15 protein-coding genes are annotated in these 15613 nt (G+C 56.4%); 8 read left to right on the forward strand and 7 right to left on the reverse strand.

What is annotated here, in order from left to right; all coding sequences use genetic code 11:
• Positions 1 to 20 precede the first annotated feature (20 nt).
• A complete protein-coding gene (locus GOW31_RS12645) occupies positions 21 to 1307 on the reverse strand; it encodes a homoserine dehydrogenase (RefSeq protein ID WP_171170522.1) in 1287 nt (428 codons plus the stop codon).
• Between the two features lie 127 nt (positions 1308 to 1434).
• Complete coding sequence (locus GOW31_RS12650) at positions 1435 to 1683, reverse strand: hypothetical protein (RefSeq protein WP_171170524.1); 249 nt, start codon at positions 1681 to 1683, stop codon at positions 1435 to 1437.
• 102 nt (positions 1684 to 1785) lie between these two features.
• Here GOW31_RS12650 and GOW31_RS12655 point away from each other — a divergent pair, with 102 nt between their 5' ends.
• On the forward strand, positions 1786 to 2373 hold the full coding sequence (locus tag GOW31_RS12655; RefSeq protein WP_171170526.1) for a TetR/AcrR family transcriptional regulator: 588 nt from the start codon (positions 1786 to 1788) through the stop codon (positions 2371 to 2373).
• A gap of 21 nt (positions 2374 to 2394) precedes the next feature.
• On the opposite strand, the gene GOW31_RS12660 is transcribed toward GOW31_RS12655, so the two are convergent.
• Positions 2395 to 3306 carry a pirin family protein gene (locus tag GOW31_RS12660; protein ID WP_171170528.1) on the reverse strand — a complete coding sequence of 304 codons (912 nt, stop codon included), beginning with the start codon at positions 3304 to 3306 and terminating at the stop codon, positions 2395 to 2397.
• Positions 3307 to 3463: 157 nt separating this feature from the next.
• Between GOW31_RS12660 and GOW31_RS12665 the strand changes: the two genes are divergently transcribed.
• Complete coding sequence (locus tag GOW31_RS12665) at positions 3464 to 3946, forward strand: hypothetical protein (RefSeq protein ID WP_152457539.1); 483 nt, start codon at positions 3464 to 3466, stop codon at positions 3944 to 3946.
• On the opposite strand, the gene GOW31_RS12670 is transcribed toward GOW31_RS12665, so the two are convergent.
• The 3 genes from GOW31_RS12670 to GOW31_RS12680 are packed head-to-tail and all read right to left on the reverse strand — an operon-like array spanning position 3905 to position 6721.
• Complete coding sequence (locus tag GOW31_RS12670; RefSeq protein WP_152457540.1) at positions 3905 to 4504, reverse strand: TadE/TadG family type IV pilus assembly protein; 600 nt, start codon at positions 4502 to 4504, stop codon at positions 3905 to 3907. The two genes, GOW31_RS12665 and GOW31_RS12670, sit on opposite strands and share 42 nt — an antisense overlap.
• Before the next feature lie 4 nt (positions 4505 to 4508).
• Positions 4509 to 5039 (reverse strand): TadE/TadG family type IV pilus assembly protein, encoded by a 531-nt coding sequence (locus GOW31_RS12675; RefSeq protein ID WP_171119523.1) that lies wholly within the window; start codon positions 5037 to 5039, stop codon positions 4509 to 4511.
• On the reverse strand, positions 5036 to 6721 hold the full coding sequence (locus GOW31_RS12680; RefSeq protein WP_171170531.1) for a Tad domain-containing protein: 1686 nt from the start codon (positions 6719 to 6721) through the stop codon (positions 5036 to 5038). Before GOW31_RS12680 ends, GOW31_RS12675 begins: the two co-directional genes overlap by 4 nt.
• A gap of 333 nt (positions 6722 to 7054) precedes the next feature.
• On the opposite strand from GOW31_RS12680, the gene GOW31_RS12685 reads away from it, so the two are divergent.
• The 4 genes from GOW31_RS12685 to rpoD all read left to right on the forward strand — a co-directional run bounded on the left by GOW31_RS12685 (position 7055) and on the right by rpoD (position 13030).
• Positions 7055 to 8485 (forward strand): Glu/Leu/Phe/Val dehydrogenase, encoded by a 1431-nt coding sequence (locus GOW31_RS12685; RefSeq protein ID WP_152457543.1) that lies wholly within the window; start codon positions 7055 to 7057, stop codon positions 8483 to 8485.
• A gap of 119 nt (positions 8486 to 8604) precedes the next feature.
• Complete coding sequence (locus GOW31_RS12690; protein ID WP_152457544.1) at positions 8605 to 8901, forward strand: hypothetical protein; 297 nt, start codon at positions 8605 to 8607, stop codon at positions 8899 to 8901.
• 80 nt (positions 8902 to 8981) lie between these two features.
• Positions 8982 to 10928: a DNA primase gene (gene dnaG / locus GOW31_RS12695; protein ID WP_171170533.1), complete on the forward strand. Its 1947-nt coding sequence runs from the start codon at positions 8982 to 8984 to the stop codon at positions 10926 to 10928.
• A 113-nt stretch (positions 10929 to 11041) separates the two neighbouring features.
• On the forward strand, positions 11042 to 13030 hold the full coding sequence (rpoD, locus tag GOW31_RS12700; RefSeq protein WP_171119526.1) for an RNA polymerase sigma factor RpoD: 1989 nt from the start codon (positions 11042 to 11044) through the stop codon (positions 13028 to 13030).
• Positions 13031 to 13190: 160 nt separating this feature from the next.
• On the opposite strand, the gene GOW31_RS12705 is transcribed toward rpoD, so the two are convergent.
• The gene (locus GOW31_RS12705) at positions 13191 to 14231 is read right to left on the reverse strand and encodes an AraC family transcriptional regulator (protein ID WP_171170535.1); all 1041 of its coding nucleotides are present in this window, start codon (positions 14229 to 14231) and stop codon (positions 13191 to 13193) included.
• 459 nt (positions 14232 to 14690) lie between these two features.
• Between GOW31_RS12705 and GOW31_RS12710 the strand changes: the two genes are divergently transcribed.
• Positions 14691 to 15095, forward strand: a complete 405-nt coding sequence (locus GOW31_RS12710) for a hypothetical protein (protein WP_152457548.1) — start codon at positions 14691 to 14693, stop codon at positions 15093 to 15095.
• A 21-nt stretch (positions 15096 to 15116) separates the two neighbouring features.
• Complete coding sequence (locus GOW31_RS12715; protein ID WP_171170537.1) at positions 15117 to 15530, forward strand: secondary thiamine-phosphate synthase enzyme YjbQ; 414 nt, start codon at positions 15117 to 15119, stop codon at positions 15528 to 15530.
• Positions 15531 to 15613 lie beyond the last annotated feature (83 nt).

Below are 15613 nucleotides of genomic sequence, written 5' to 3' on the forward strand. Positions count from 1 at the left end.
GTTTCATACAGGCCGCAAGTTCAAACCTCTTCAATCCGCAACGCGACGGGGGCACCGGCAACCACATCCGTTTCCCGGAACCGGTCCAGCGCAACGTCCAGCGCGGCGCGGGTGGTTTTGTGGGTAACGATCAGCACAGGCGCCGTGCTTTCTGCATGGGCATACTGGCGCATCCTGTCTATCGAAACGCCGGCATCGCCCAGAATGGCTGCAACCTTGGCCAGTGCGCCCGGTTTATCCAGTAGACCCAGCCGCAGATAATAAGGCGCAGGCAGGCCCGTGACGGCCGGGGCCGCGGCCTCAAGCGAATTGGCCGGTCGGCCAAAGGTCGGGATTTGCAGCCCACGTGCCAGATCGCACACGTCGCCCATCACGGCGCTGGCCGTCGGGCCTTCACCCGCACCGGGGCCACGCAGAACAACCTGTTCAACCGCGTCGCCTTCGATCACCACCATGTTGGTGCCGCCTTCCAATTGCCCCAAGGGCGAGTCGCTGGGCACAAGGCAAGGCTGCATGCGTTGTTCCAGCCCGCGCGCGGTGCGCTGTGCCACGCCCAGCAGTTTGATGCGAAAGCCCATATCCTCGGCCTGATCGATATCGTCCAGACTGATGTGTTGAATGCCTTCGATCTCGATCCCGTCAAAATTTGGCTTTGTGCCAAAGGCGATCGAGGCCAGCAAAGCCAGTTTGTGAGCGGCGTCGATGCCACCCACATCCAGGTTTGGATCGGCCTCGAGATAGCCAAGCTCGGCGCATTCGTCGAACAGGGCGTTATAGCCCTGACGCTGCGATTGCATCCGGGTCAGGATGTAGTTGCAGGTGCCGTTCATCACCCCCATGACGCGGGTGATTTCGTTACCAGCCAGCCCTTCGGTCAGGGATTTGATCACCGGAATGCCGCCAGCAACAGCAGCCTCAAAGCGGATAACACGCCCCGCGGCCTCGGCCTGTTCGGCCAGTTCCTGCCCGTGAATGGCCAGCAATGCCTTGTTGGCGGTCACGACGTCTTTGCCGCTGGCCAGCGCGGCTTCGACCGAGGCCTTGGCCGGACCGTTTTCGCCGCCCATCAGTTCGACATAGACATCGATATCGTCACGTTTCGCCAGCGCAACCGGGTCGGTTTCCCAGGCATAATCCGACAGGTTCACGCCGCGGTCCTTGTTCGGATCCCGCGCAGATACGGCCACGATTTCAATCGACCGGCCCGTGCGCGCCTTCAGCAAATCTGCATGGCGGCGAACAATCTTGACGACACCCACGCCGACAGTTCCCAAGCCCGCAATTCCCAGCCGCAGTGCCTGTGTCATGTCGTGGGTTCCTTTCCGCTCGAAACTTGTCTGAATTCGGACGCCTGCCCGATCAGCGCTGCCTTATCGGGTTCAGGCCAAGGGTGCAATCCGTCACCGGGGGATTGTCGAGGTCAAATGTCACGCTTTAGTTGGTTTGCGCGTTTTGCAACGCCTGGGCCTTTTTCGCCAACGCCTCGCTGCGCTGCGTCAGGTCTTCCTCCACCTCTGCGGCCTGGCTTACGGGATCAATCGAAGGCCCCAACGTTTCCTGCACCGGAATAAGACGCGGGTAGGGGGCCGATTTGACCGAGGCCGGTTCACTGCCTTCAAGTTCGGGAAAGTCTGAACACCCGGCAAACACAAGAATAATAGGCAGAACAGGCAGCAGTTTCATGTGGCACGCTTTTCGGTTTCGTTCGTCCTTTCGTGATGCACCTTTTGCCGACGCCGATCAAGCGGGGTTCTATATGAACATTTGTTCAGATACTGTGGGCGCATGGCACGTACTCAAGGCTCCCACTCTGATATCACAGGCCCGCGCATCCGAAAGGCGGCCCTGAACCTGTTTGCCCGCCACGGCTATGCCGCGGTTTCGATGCGGCAGATCGCGAAAGAGGTCGGCGTTCAGGCGGGGGCGCTATACAATTACACACCGGACAAGCAGAGTTTGCTGTATCGGTTGATGCGAGAGCATATGCAGGATCTGCTTTCGGCGCTCAACGCGCTGGAGCGCTGCGATGACTGCCGGCAAGCGTTGCGCCGATTTGTCGGTTTTCACATTCGTTTCCACCTGCAACGCCCAGACGAGGTGTTCATCGCCTATATGGAACTGCGCAACCTCTCGCCCGAAAACTTCGCTGAAATCGAAGACCTTCGGCGCCAATACGAAAACGCGCTGGAGGACATTCTTCACTCTGGCCAGCAGGCTGGTCAGTTTGCGATACCGGACACCAAGATCGCCACGCTGGCGGTGATTGCCATGTTGAACGGTGTGATGACCTGGTACAGGTCCGGAGGGCGGCTGTCACTGGACGAGGTCGAACAGATTTATTGGAACATGGTGCATAAGGCGGTGACAGCCTGACAGGGCCAGACCGTCACTGTGTCAGTGCGCAGGGCGAATGAAGGTCCCGTTGCGCAGTTCGCGAAACGCTTGTTCCAATTCGGCCCGCGTGTTCATCACAATAGGCCCGTGCCATGCGACAGGCTCATTGATCGGAGCCCCCGAGATCAACAGAAACCGCACGCCGTCGGGGCCAGCCTGAACGGTGATTTCGTCACCCGTCCCAAAACGCACAAGCGTGCGGTCACCCGACATATCCCGGATATTCACCTCTTGCCCGGCGACCTCTTTTTCCAACAGCACACCGGACGTGCGTGACGCATCTGCAAAAGCTGCCTGACCTTGAAAGACATAGGCGAAGGCTCGGCGATAAGTGTCGATGCGGAAGGTCTTCTTCACACCCGCAGGAACCGAGATGTCCAGATATTGTGGATCTGCCGCGATGCCGTCCACGGGGCCGGTTTTGCCCCAGAACTCTCCGACAATCACACGAACGGTGGTGCCGTCGTCATCAGTGACTTCGGGGATATCCTTGCTTTGAACATCCTGATAGCGCGGGGCAGTCATCTTCTGATCCGAAGGCAGGTTACCCCACAGCTGAAACCCATGCATCTGCCCCGAGGTGTTTCCCTGCGGCATTTCCTGATGCAGGATGCCGGACCCCGCCGTCATCCACTGCACGTCGCCCGCGACCAAAGTGCCGGTGTTGCCCAGCGAATCCGAATGCTCGACCGATCCGGCCAGAACATAGGTGATCGTCTCGATTCCGCGATGCGGATGCCAGGGAAAACCAGCCTTATAGTCCTGCGGGCGTTCGTTCCTGAAGTCGTCGAACAGCAGGAAAGGATCAAGTTCGGACGGGTCCTGAAACCCGAATGCGCGGTGAAGTTTCACGCCAGCCCCTTCCATCGTCGGGGTGGCCCTGCGTGTTTCCAGTGTGGGTCTAAGGGACATATTCGCCTCCGGTTCGTTTGATCAGCATGTAACCCCTGCGTGATTGCGGTCAATCAGCGTTAATTAACCGGAGCTGTGCAAATTTGCTAAGCAACCAAAGCCCTGTTGTTTCCCCTGGAAAGTCGCTAAGTCGAAGCGGAACGGACAGGAGACATCCATGCAGGACGAAGTGCTGGCAACGATTCAGGCATCATCCCCCAGACGGTGGATCGGAGTAGGGATGCTGTCGACGGTTGGGGTGCTGGTCACATACGTCGCTTTGGCATCGCCGCCCGAACCGGCGTGGCAAGTATTTCTTTTTGCTGTAGGGGGCGCGTCGCTTTGGCTGGCCTATCGTGTATGGCACGCGACCCAGGACCATATTGAACTGACACAGTCGGAATTGCGTACCGGGTCAGGTCAAATGATCGCAAAGGTGGCTGATATTGAGTCGGTGGATCGCGGCGTATTCGCGTTCAAGCCGTCAAACGGCTTTCTGGTTCGCACCAAGCACAAAGATACGTACCAATGGGCCCCCGGATTGTGGTGGCGGATTGGTCGCCGGGTCGGCGTTGGCGGCATGACGTCTGCCGCCGAAGCCAAGTTCATGTCAGAAGTCTTAAGCGCTATTATCCACGCAGACGACCGGAGGGCGCACTAGGTTGCAGGCGACCTTGGTGGAAAAGCGGGGACGGGTGAAGATGAAGTTTTGAAAGTTAATGCCGGTCGCCAGATCCCAGCCAGGTTTAAACTGAGGAATATACTCGTTGGATGTTTCCACCAGAATGACCGTGTCCTGATCCGGCATCGGCGGCAGACGGTTTTCGATTTCCTGAATGTTGTTGTCGTTCCATTCCGTGTCATAGCCGCGCACGGTCGACCAATCCACGTAGTGGCGGTTGTCGTTCTCGTCAAAACGGATCAGAGAGACACGCATGCGCACTTCAGACCGGTTGTTGACCATTTCGCCCATAAGTTCGTGAAGCGAGTCGATGTAAACATCAGTCACAGCGGCCGATTCACGTGAGATCAGATCGCTGACCGTATAGGCAGCTTTCAGGTTCGACGCGCTTTGACGAAATCCCTCGAATGCGGTGAACGTAAACGTAATCGTCCACAACAACAGCGGGAAGATCATGATGGCCTCGACGGTCAGAATACCACTTTCGTCCTGCTTGAAGGCCTTGATGCGGTTTTTCACGTTTCTGAATACAAACATAGCTTTACCGTGGCTCCTGCACGAATGCGGTCGTTGCGGTCACTGCATAGTGGCCGCTTTCGTCGACCACTGTGTTTGCGATGATCGAGCTTTCCAGAACAGGATCGATACGCAGGCAGGCCCGCAAAATCATCAACTCGTTTGAGGCCCCGCTTTTGAAGTCGAGCACTGGTTTGGGGTCTTCCGAACTGTCGGTGCAGGGTATTTCGTCCGAAAGAACGATGCCATTGAATGCATTCTGGCGAAGCATTTGCAGCCGCAGGTTGGTTTTACAATTCTTGATACCGGAAATGTCGCAAATCCGGTCCTTGATTACATCGTGGCTCCAGTTGGTGCCTGTGCCCAGACGGATATCCCGAACGACCAGATCAACACCCCGTTCCAGCGCGGCGTGCTTGGTGGTGATTATCGACATCTCTCCACCAATACCAATGAATGCCAGGAAAAACGGAATGATCATGACAAATTCGATCGTCGCGTTCCCGGACTCGGATCGCTTGAAAGTACGGAGTTTTGACAGTGATTTGCGGATCATTGCGTCAGCCTCAATTTGCGGATGGACGAAGCAATCGCAGTAAACGCCTTGTCCAGATCCAATCCAGCTACATTGTGAACATGGCTGTCCGAGCTTGCGCAGGACTTGATGGTATTCAAGCCGCTGGTGGGGGCCTCGAAAGCGATGCCATAGATGATGACACCCTTGTCTTTGGCCGCGCCGCAGATGCTGGTCGTGCGCGCGTTCTTTGTGGAAGATCCCACTGATTTTCTGAGGCCGTAGTACCAGTTATTCTCGTGGTTGCTTTGCCAATAGAAGTTGTTCTTGGCGTTCCACCACAGCGAAGCTCGGGCAAAAAGCTCGGGATAGGTCAGGCGAGTGGCGGTGCCAATCTCTTCGTTAGAGGAGTTTTCATTGGGTGGATTCCCAAAAGGATGGCCTGCCGTGACATAGCTGCCGTTTTCTTCTGTATGTTGCATCCAGACCCAACGATCCGGGTTGGTCGAATAGCGGATACTATATTCACCCTTTTTCCCGTCGGGTCTTTGATAGTCAGGGTTGAACCAAACTTCAGTCAGGCCACTACGCGCGGACGAGTCCAACATGTACTGCGAAGTGTTTTGCCCGTCGGTCATTACGATTACGACCTTAAGCACGTCCGAGTCATAAGATTCCGGGCGCAGAGCGAATTTTGCAGGAACCTTGTTTTCGGTGGCCAAGGCATTGATCACAGGCTGGAATGACGGATCCAGCATGCCGACACCCCATTTCATGCCTACGTCGATGGATGTGTTGCCACTTGCGGTCAGGGCATCGATGCGGTTGTGCAGATATTGGACATTGTCGGTGACAGCTGTAATTTCACTGCCGCTGCGAACAGGGCATACGAAATAGGCCGGGGGCTGTTCTCCATCGGTTGAGACGCCATTGACGTTTGCCGAATTGTATCGCCAAGGATCGAAATGCCCAGTGCGCTGATAGAAGGTATTCGGGCTAAGCGTCGCAGATCCGAATTGTCCGGAAGTAAAGTTCACGCAATGGGAATAGTTGTGCTCTGAGGTCACGTTGGTGAATTTACCCAGTATGTCCTGCCCGGCATTGACCTGAGTGGCATAGGGGACAATCGACATCGAAATCTTCGTTTCACCAGATTCCTCAAGCATTTTGGTGACAAAGCCCTTCGCCGCAGTTCTCAAGACTTCGATCTTCGACTTTCCGGCGGTCGCAGAAGACCTTGTCATGGAACCGGACATGTCCAGAACCAGCGAGATTTCAACAGAACCGATGGACTCTATGGCAGTGCTTGCTGCTTTCATATTCAGTTCGGTGACTTTTCCGAACCTCATGAAACGCGTCGGAACAACTGCATTGGCGGTCGCGGCCACTTTTCTGGAGCCAAACCCTTCGGTGACGGTCACGGTTTTCTCAAGATGGCCCAGCCCGGCCTTTTCCATATAGGCGTCGACAACATCCTTGGGTGGCAGCTTTTGGTCAAGATCTGCTGCAGCAAGCACCGCGCGGTCCAGCGTGGATTGCAGGCTGGCGCGGTCGCGCTCGTACGTCATCAGATCCATCGCCATGCCGGTAATGGCCAGCATCAGGATTAAAATGAGCAGGGTGAATATCGTAAAAGTGCCGTCTTCTTTTCGGGCAAACAGCCGCAACCGGGAAATCTTGTGTTTCGGCTTCGAGCCGTCGTTCTGAAGCGATAAAATTATCATTTGATGACTCCGCCTCGCACATAGAAGTCGTGCGCCAAAGAAAGGAAATTCCGGTTAAATTTAATTTTCAAACGTGGCGTGAATTGGGCGAAAAAGGCTTGGTTTTGGCCTTTTTGCGTACTCAAGGGGTATAATTTTCACGTTTTCCCCTGGTCTGTCGATGAAATGAAGACAATCAGTTAAGCGATTGACTGGATTGGGCGACTCACCATCAGGTCCTCAAGTCTCTGTTAAGAAGGTGATGAAAAAAAGTGCATTGTTTGATTGCAGCCAGACTTGAGTGGTGCGACAAAACGTCATGACGTTTCGTCATCCAGCGGTACGGAGGATTTTATGACCGGCATCCAAGAACCAAGCTTTCGCGAGAGTGTTGACCTGATGTTCAACAGGGCGGCCGCCCTGATGGAACTGCCGCCGGGGCTGGAGCAGAAAATCCGGGTTTGCAACGCGACCTATACAGTTCGGTTCGGTGTGCGTTTGCGTGGTGAGATCCATACGTTCACCGGGTACAGGTCCGTCCATTCCGAACATATGGAGCCGGTCAAAGGCGGCATTCGCTATGCCACTGCTGTGAACCAGGATGAGGTCGAAGCGCTGGCTGCGTTGATGACGTACAAATGCGCTCTTGTCGAAACGCCTTTTGGCGGATCGAAAGGCGGGCTTTGCATTGATCCGCGGAAATACGAAGAACACGAGCTGGAGCAAATCACACGACGCTTTGCCTATGAACTTGCAAAGCGGGATCTTATAAACCCGTCGCAAAACGTTCCCGCGCCCGACATGGGAACGGGCGAACGCGAAATGGCCTGGATGGCTGACCAATACGCCCGGATGAACACCACCGACATCAATGCACGGGCCTGTGTGACCGGCAAGCCATTGAACGCAGGTGGTATCGCTGGGCGGGTTGAAGCCACCGGACGTGGCATTCAGTACGCTCTGCGCGAATTTTTCCGTCACCCCGAAGACGTCAGGGCGGCAGGCCTGTCGGGCAAGCTGGACGGCAAGCGTGTTGTGGTGCAGGGGCTCGGCAATGTGGGCTATCACGCTGCAAAGTTTCTGAGCGAGGAGGACGGTTCACGCGTTGTAGGTATCATTGAATGGGACGGCGCGCTCTATAACCCGGATGGTATCGACGTCGAAGCCGTCCGCCAGTGGATCGTCAAGCATGGCGGCGTCAAGGATTATCCGGACGCGACTCATTCAGCGGAAGGCACAAGCGTTCTGGAGGCTGAGTGTGATATTTTGATCCCGGCTGCCCTTGAGGGTGTCATCAACCTTTCCAACGCCGAGCGGATCAAGGCACCTTTGATCATCGAGGCAGCGAACGGCCCGGTCACCGCTGGCGCGGATGAGATTCTTCGCAAGAAAGGTACCGTTATCATCCCGGATATGTATGCCAACGCGGGTGGTGTGACGGTGTCTTATTTTGAATGGGTCAAGAACCTCAGCCACATTCGTTTCGGCCGGATGCAGCGTCGGCAGGAAGAGGCGCGACATGAACTGATCGTCAGCGAGCTGGAGCGGCTGGACCGTTATCTGGGTGACGCGTGGTCGATGTCTCCGGACTTCAAAGCAAAATACCTCAAGGGTGCTGATGAGCTTGAACTGGTGCGCTCGGGCCTCGACGATACGATGCGTATTGCCTACCAGTCGATGCGTGAAGTGTGGCACAGCCGCGACGATGTCGAAGACCTGCGTACTGCGGCCTACATCGTGGCGATCGACCGCGTGGCCAAAAGCTATCGCGCCAAGGGGCTCTGAAGCAGGCGGGCGGGGTGATCATTTCGCCCCGCCGGTACGCGCCGTGGCTTGAATGTCGATGGCGGCCCGTTAGTTTGACGGATAGTAGACACTCAGAGAAACGAATCCCGGAGACCTCCATGTTGCGTATAGCCATTGTCGCGGCTCTGCTGGCCACCCCTTTGGCCGCTCAGGAAACTAAGGAACAAAGCTGCAAGTATCAGGCGGATGTGGTGGCAGCGATCCAAAAGGCGCGGCTGGACCGCGTGAAAGAACGAGATGTGGCGCAAGCCGTGGCTGATAGTGGCCCGACATGGCCCGAGAACTACAACGCCGCGATTCCGCTGATCACGCCGTGGGTCTATGAACAAAAGATGCGCGACGTGCGCAAAAAGGATCTGGGCGCCGCTTGGCTTGAGCTGTGTTTGCAGCAATAATCCACAGCCCGGACATTTCCCTGTGGACAAACGCGCGCCTTCCCCTTGGCGCGCTTTCCTGTTTCTGTCAGGTTTGACCCATGTCACTGCCCCCAGGATTTCTGGATGAACTGCGCACCCGCCTGAGCCTGTCTCAGGTCGTCGGGCGCAAGGTGATTTGGGATCAGCGCAAATCCAATCAAGGCAAAGGTGACATGTGGGCGCCTTGCCCGTTTCATCACGAAAAGACAGCCTCATTCCATGTCGATGATCAGAAGGGGTTTTATTACTGCTTCGGCTGTCACGCCAAAGGCGACGCGATCAGCTTTGTAAAAGAAACGGAAAATGTTTCGTTCATCGAAGCGGTGGAGATCCTCGCCCGCGAGGCTGGCATGCCGATGCCTGCGCGGGATCCGAAAGCACAGGAAAAGCAGGATCGCCGCAGTCAGCTTGCCGATGTGATGGAACAGGCGGTGCAGTTTTTCCGCTTGCAGCTGAAAACAGCGGCGGGGGCAGAGACACGGGATTACCTGTCGCGCCGGGGTTTGGATCAAAGCGCGCTGGATCGGTGGGAGATCGGGTTTGCGCCGGACAGTTGGCAGGCGCTTTGGGATCACCTGCGCGGCAAGAGCATCCCAGAGGAGCTGATCCTTGGCGCCGGGCTGGCCAAGCCTTCAAACAAAGGCAAAAAACCCTATGACACATTCCGCAACCGGATCATGTTCCCGATCCGGGATCCGCGTGGGCGCTGCATTGCATTCGGTGGCCGCGCGATGGATCCGAATGACAACGCGAAATACCTGAACTCGCCCGAGACCGAGTTGTTCGACAAGGGGCGCAGCCTTTACAATCAAGGTCCGGCGCGGCAGGCGGCGGGCAAAGGGCAGCCGCTGATCGTGGCCGAAGGGTATATGGACGTGATCGCGCTGGCCGAGGCGGGGTTTGGTGCGCCGGTTGCGCCTTTGGGAACGGCCATTACTGAACATCAGTTGCAACTGCTCTGGCGGATCGCGGATGAACCGATCATAGCGCTGGACGGGGATGCCGCGGGTCTGCGGGCGGCCATGCGGGCGGTTGATCTGGCACTGCCGCTGCTGGAGGCCGGAAAATCCCTGCGTTTTGCCTTGATGCCCGAAGGCAAGGACCCGGACGATCTGTTGCGCGCCGAAGGGGCAGGGGCCGTGAAGGCCGTTCTGGAAGGGGCCGTGCCGATGGTCAAACTGCTGTGGCAGCGCGAGACCGAAGGAAAGGTATTCGACAGCCCGGAACGCAAGGCAGCACTGGACAAGGCACTGCGGGACAAGATCAAGCTGATCCGAGATCCCTCGATCCGCTCGCATTACGGTCAGGAAATCAAAGACCTGCGCTGGCAACTGTTCCGCCCCCGACGACAACCTCAAAACCGTCCGTGGCAACCGCGGGGAAAATGGCAGCCGCAGCAGACCGCGACACCGGGCGCGCGCAGTTCGTTTCTGGCCTCTTCGGAAAACGCGGATATCCAGCTGCGTGAAGCCGCTATTCTGGCGATTTCAATTCTGAATCCCAAGGTTGTTGTCCAATTTGAGCAACAGTTGGAAGAAATGGAATGTCACAATCCTGACTACGCGGCGTTGCGCGATGCTGTCCTGCGTCACGCAATTGATGATCCGGACAACCTGAAAGACCACATTATCGCATCAATGGGGCCGGACGCCCTTGAAAACCTGCTGACCCTTCGCCATGTGGCAGTCATCCCCTGTGTGTCCAAGCCAGGCGACGTTGAAAAGGCCGAGATGACACTGGCCGAGGAACTCGCAAAGATCAAAGCGCTCCGGGGGTTGGATGCCGAGATTGCCGAAGCGGCGGAAGAACTGTCCGATCTGCCCGATGAGGCGCTGACATACCGGCTGGCGCAAGCCGCCGAAGAGCGCAACCGCACGAGTCGAAGCCAGAACGAGGATAGGGCCGTTTTCGACATTGCTGACAATGGGGCGCGAATCAATCGTGACGAGAAAGACGCGTTTGCGGCGATCATGTCTGGTATCAAATTCGAGCGGAAACGCCGATAAGTGGTGTTTTCGTAAGGCACTGGAAAAGAAAAACGGGTAAACGGGTGGCCGAATCACTTATACGCGCTAATGATTCGGCTGAGACGAATCACCCATCCCTGCAGGAGCATTGAATGGCCGCCAAGGATACGAACGAAGACCGCAAATCCGACGAGCAGGAACAGGAAATCTCGCTGGACATGAGCCAGGCGAACGTCAAGAAGATGATCGCCGAGGCTCGCGAGAAAGGTTACATTACCTACGACCAGCTCAATCAGGTGTTGCCGCCTGATCAGGTCAGTTCGGAACAGATCGAAGACGTAATGTCGATGCTGTCCGAGATGGGCATCAACATCATCGAAGATGAAGAGGCCGAAGAAGAAGAGAACAAAGGCTCGACCGAACTGGTTGCCGCGGAAAGCAACCGTGAGGTTGCACTGGCCGGTTCCGGCACTGAAAAGCTGGATCGCACCGACGACCCTGTGCGCATGTATCTGCGTGAGATGGGGTCGGTCGAACTGCTGAGCCGCGAGGGTGAGATCGCGATTGCCAAGCGGATCGAAGCCGGTCGCAACACGATGATTGCGGGCCTGTGTGAAAGCCCGCTGACCTTTCAAGCGATCACCATCTGGCATGACGAATTGTTGTCCGAAGACATTCTTTTGCGGGATGTCATTGATCTGGAAACCACGTTCGGCAACCAGTTGGACGAAGACGGTGACGTTGAAGAGCCGGTCGTCGATACCTCGGCCGTGCAGGCGAATAAGCCAGCCAAGGATACCGGCCCCGAGCTGGATGCGGATGGCAACCCGCTGAACAACGATGACGATGACGACGAAGACGATCAGGCCAACATGTCGCTGGCCGCGATGGAAGCGGCGCTGAAGGATCAGGTCCTGACCACGTTGGAGCGTATCTCGACCGACTTCTCGATGCTGTCTGAAATGCAGGACAGCCGGATTTCGGCCACGCTGAACGAAGACGGTACGTTCAGTGAAAAGGACGAAGAAACCTACCAGAAACTGCGGGCTGAGATCGTCGAGCTGGTGAATGGCCTTCACCTGCACAACAACCGGATCGAGGCGCTGATCGACCAGCTTTATGGCATCAACCGCCGCGTCATGTCTCTGGACAGCGCGATGGTCAAGCTGGCCGATCAGGCACGCATCAACCGCCGTGAGTTCATCGAAGCGTATCGGGGACGTGAGCTGGATCCGAACTGGCTGGCCGAGATGGCTGAGAAGCCGGGCCGGGGTTGGCAGATGTTCATCGAACGCTCGACCGCGAAGGTCGAAGAGCTGCGCAACGACATGGCTCAGGTCGGCCAGTATGTCGGTCTGGATATCTCGGAATTCCGCCGCATCGTGCAGCAGGTTCAGAAGGGCGAGAAAGAGGCGCGGCAGGCCAAGAAGGAAATGGTCGAAGCCAACCTGCGCCTGGTGATCTCGATTGCCAAAAAGTACACCAACCGCGGCCTGCAATTCCTTGATCTTATTCAGGAAGGCAACATCGGCCTGATGAAGGCGGTGGACAAGTTCGAATACCGTCGTGGCTACAAGTTCTCGACCTATGCGACCTGGTGGATCCGCCAAGCGATCACCCGCTCGATCGCAGATCAGGCCCGCACGATCCGTATTCCGGTTCATATGATCGAAACGATCAACAAGCTGGTGCGCACGGGCCGTCAGATGCTGCATGAAATCGGCCGCGAGCCGACGCCGGAAGAACTGGCCGAAAAGTTGCAGATGCCGCTCGAAAAAGTGCGCAAGGTGATGAAGATCGCCAAAGAGCCGATTTCTCTGGAGACGCCGATTGGCGACGAGGAAGACAGCCAATTGGGCGACTTCATCGAGGACAAGAATGCCGTGCTGCCCCTGGACAGCGCCATTCAGGAAAACCTCAAGGAAACCACCACAAGGGTTCTGGCCTCGCTCACCCCGCGCGAAGAACGGGTTCTGCGGATGCGTTTTGGCATCGGTATGAACACCGACCATACTTTGGAAGAAGTCGGCCAACAGTTCAGCGTGACCCGCGAACGGATCCGTCAGATCGAGGCCAAGGCGCTGCGGAAGCTGAAGCATCCCAGCCGTTCACGAAAACTCCGGTCTTTCCTGGATCAATAAGAACAAAGATCTATCAGAACAAAGGCGCCCCGTCAGAGGCGCCTTTTTTGTTCACATTGGCTGGTTCTCGCATCACGTTGGCGCGAATGCACAAGGCCGGGGCGGTGTGCCTTTCTATATCGTTCTTGTCCACTCATGGGACAGGCCGGGGCGAGGTTTTTCAGGCTGATGACCCCCGGCCAGCTGTCCGAATGGGATGTTCCACTCGGGTCTTGAAGGCGCTGGGCGGTTGACCTGTCCACCGTTTGAAGGCGGTCGAAAAAGCAGCCTGATCGGCATAGCCCAGCGCGTATGAGATTTCAGACAGAGTCATGCCATTTGTGATGAAAGTCTGGGCCAGATCACATCTTAGATCGTCCACAATATCGCGATAGCTTGTGCCTTCTTCCTTGAGACGTCGACTGAAGGTTCTGAGGCTCATCCCCAGATCAGCCGCCGCATCTTCGGCTTGGAGGATTGCGCCGGGCAGGGATCGGGTGATCAGACCTTCGACACGGGCGCGGGTCTGGTGCTTGGGGGGTGGTTTTTCGGCCAGCAGACGTTCACCGTATTCCAGCAAATGCTCCCGCAGCTTGGGATCATAGGTCGGCACTTTCAATTCCAGCGCAGATAGCGGCAGAATGATCTCAATCTTTTCAGCGCTGAAAACCACCGGGCAGCCTGCCAGCTTTTCGTAGGTTTTGGCGTGGCTTCCAACTTTGTGCTGAAAGCGCATCTCGATCGGGTGCAACTTCACCTGCGTGAGGTTTCTCATCCTGGCCAGCGCAGCGAACAACAGGAATTCCGTGCGCCGATGATAGCGGGCAAAGCTGGCATCTTTCCAATCGGCCTCAAGGGCCGCGAAGTTACCGGCAACACGGAAGCTGAGCCCGATGGCCGGATCGATGATGCCGTGAAAACGGGATAGGTTTTCCATCACCTGCCTCAAATCGCGTGAGTATTTACTGATATACCCCGTCACGGTCGAGGCCGACGTGACCTCGAGCCCAGTGCGCGCCGCAAATGTGATGTCACCAACGGCGTCACAGGCGTGCCGGATGAAAAGGGCCTCTTTATGTGCGCTGTAGACTGCGGCAGGGGGCGCGATATCCTGCTGACGCATCCCGGCCTGTTTCAATACCCGCTGGGATACTTTGCTGTTGCCGGTGTGGCGATCCAGTGCCTGGATCAAAAAATGTAGTCGGTCGATATCTACATCCATCGTGGTACAACACCTTACGTTCTCAAATACACTAACAGTTTATCAGGGAAATCCCTTTGTTGACTTTGGCTTTTGGCAGAAAGGATTTTGCACTTGAGTACTACTTGTTGGCAAGTTCTCGAAAGGTTTTGACCGGAACGCGCATGAAGTGTAGCGCGCGGCTGTCCAAATCAGCTTTGTTGCCGGGTCGGGACCTTTATGGGGATGAGGTCAGAGCCTCGGAGAAATCACCAATCTCTGCTCAGGGCTCCCCGGCACGCTCTTTTTCCCGCAGGTGACGCGTTGGTCTGCGACACCGGGCTTTGGCCTGCTGATCCGCTGTCAAGGCTGGCTCACACCGGATCACGCTATGTACCAGACGGGCTGAATTGATCGTGAGGCACCCTGTGCACGCGGTGAAGTTCGACTAACCTATTCAGAGGTCACTATTTGGAACAAGCAATCAGGGAAGAAATTACCATGAAACAGTCATACACTTTCGCCGCGTTGGCAGCCTTGGCCTTCAGTGTTCCATTGACAGCAGATGCTGCGCGAAACGGATTTCGAACGGAACCCATAAACGCCACTGATTTTGAGGTCATCCCCCGCGGCGACATGCGTACCGAAGGCTATTGGTGCGCGGCCGCAGATTATGCGCGCCGAACCTTGGGATTGGGTTGGACGGACCGGATTTACGTGCTGCGGGGGTACGGGCCCAGTGTCACAACCGGTCGCAGAACAGCGGTTCAGTTTTCGATCAAGCAACCTCAAACGGTTGATGTGCAACCAAGCAGCTTTGTCTCGTTCGGGTTTCAGCCTGGCAACAGTGAATCTGTACAAGGTGCGAATGCACGGTGTAATTATCGACCGTTCTTCAACGACTGACAAACGCGCAGGATAGACACGATGCAGACCGAGTTCGTTTTGCACACCCAAGGACCGGGGCTGTACGAACTCACGTCCGACGTTCTGCAATGGCTTGAACGGGTGGCGAAAGATGGGGTTTTGACCCTGTTCGTTCGCCACACTTCCTGCTCATTGCTGATCCAGGAAAACGCGGACCCCGAAGTTCAAACAGATCTTAAGGCGTTTTTCGAACGGCTGGTTCCGCCGTCAGACAACCCTGCCATGTCCTATCTGCGGCACACCTATGAAGGCCCGGACGATATGCCTGCGCATATCAAGGCCGCGCTCTTGCCGGTTTCGCTGACGATCCCGGTGTCACAGGGACGACCTGTTCTGGGAACATGGCAAGGGATTTACCTGTTTGAACACCGCACTGCGCCGCATCAAAGGAAGGTTGCGGCGTATCTGGCCTGACCCACTATTTAGCGGTTTGAATTTCCGACTACCCAAACCCTAGCGGCTGCCCTATAGTTGTGGATAAGTAAGCCGCAGCGCTT

Origin of the sequence: Ruegeria sp. HKCCA0370 (assembly GCF_013033705.1) — a bacterium.
Classification (GTDB): domain Bacteria; phylum Pseudomonadota; class Alphaproteobacteria; order Rhodobacterales; family Rhodobacteraceae; genus Ruegeria.

What these genes read in the sequence shown, in the direction of transcription:
- GOW31_RS12710 (WP_152457548.1), top strand. Translation starts at nt 14,691, where the DNA reads ATGAAACAGTCATACACTTTCGCCGCGTTGGCAGCCTTGGCCTTCAGT.
- GOW31_RS12655 (WP_171170526.1), top strand. Translation starts at nt 1,786, where the DNA reads ATGGCACGTACTCAAGGCTCCCACTCTGATATCACAGGCCCGCGCATC.
- GOW31_RS12685 (WP_152457543.1), top strand. Translation starts at nt 7,055, where the DNA reads ATGACCGGCATCCAAGAACCAAGCTTTCGCGAGAGTGTTGACCTGATG.
- GOW31_RS12675 (WP_171119523.1), bottom strand. Translation starts at nt 5,039, where the DNA reads ATGATCCGCAAATCACTGTCAAAACTCCGTACTTTCAAGCGATCCGAG.
- GOW31_RS12690 (WP_152457544.1), top strand. Translation starts at nt 8,605, where the DNA reads ATGTTGCGTATAGCCATTGTCGCGGCTCTGCTGGCCACCCCTTTGGCC.
- GOW31_RS12705 (WP_171170535.1), bottom strand. Translation starts at nt 14,231, where the DNA reads ATGGATGTAGATATCGACCGACTACATTTTTTGATCCAGGCACTGGAT.
- GOW31_RS12645 (WP_171170522.1), bottom strand. Translation starts at nt 1,307, where the DNA reads ATGACACAGGCACTGCGGCTGGGAATTGCGGGCTTGGGAACTGTCGGC.
- GOW31_RS12650 (WP_171170524.1), bottom strand. Translation starts at nt 1,683, where the DNA reads ATGAAACTGCTGCCTGTTCTGCCTATTATTCTTGTGTTTGCCGGGTGT.
- GOW31_RS12670 (WP_152457540.1), bottom strand. Translation starts at nt 4,504, where the DNA reads ATGTTTGTATTCAGAAACGTGAAAAACCGCATCAAGGCCTTCAAGCAG.
- GOW31_RS12715 (WP_171170537.1), top strand. Translation starts at nt 15,117, where the DNA reads ATGCAGACCGAGTTCGTTTTGCACACCCAAGGACCGGGGCTGTACGAA.
- GOW31_RS12680 (WP_171170531.1), bottom strand. Translation starts at nt 6,721, where the DNA reads ATGATAATTTTATCGCTTCAGAACGACGGCTCGAAGCCGAAACACAAG.
- GOW31_RS12665 (WP_152457539.1), top strand. Translation starts at nt 3,464, where the DNA reads ATGCAGGACGAAGTGCTGGCAACGATTCAGGCATCATCCCCCAGACGG.
- GOW31_RS12660 (WP_171170528.1), bottom strand. Translation starts at nt 3,306, where the DNA reads ATGTCCCTTAGACCCACACTGGAAACACGCAGGGCCACCCCGACGATG.
- rpoD (WP_171119526.1), top strand. Translation starts at nt 11,042, where the DNA reads ATGGCCGCCAAGGATACGAACGAAGACCGCAAATCCGACGAGCAGGAA.
- dnaG (WP_171170533.1), top strand. Translation starts at nt 8,982, where the DNA reads ATGTCACTGCCCCCAGGATTTCTGGATGAACTGCGCACCCGCCTGAGC.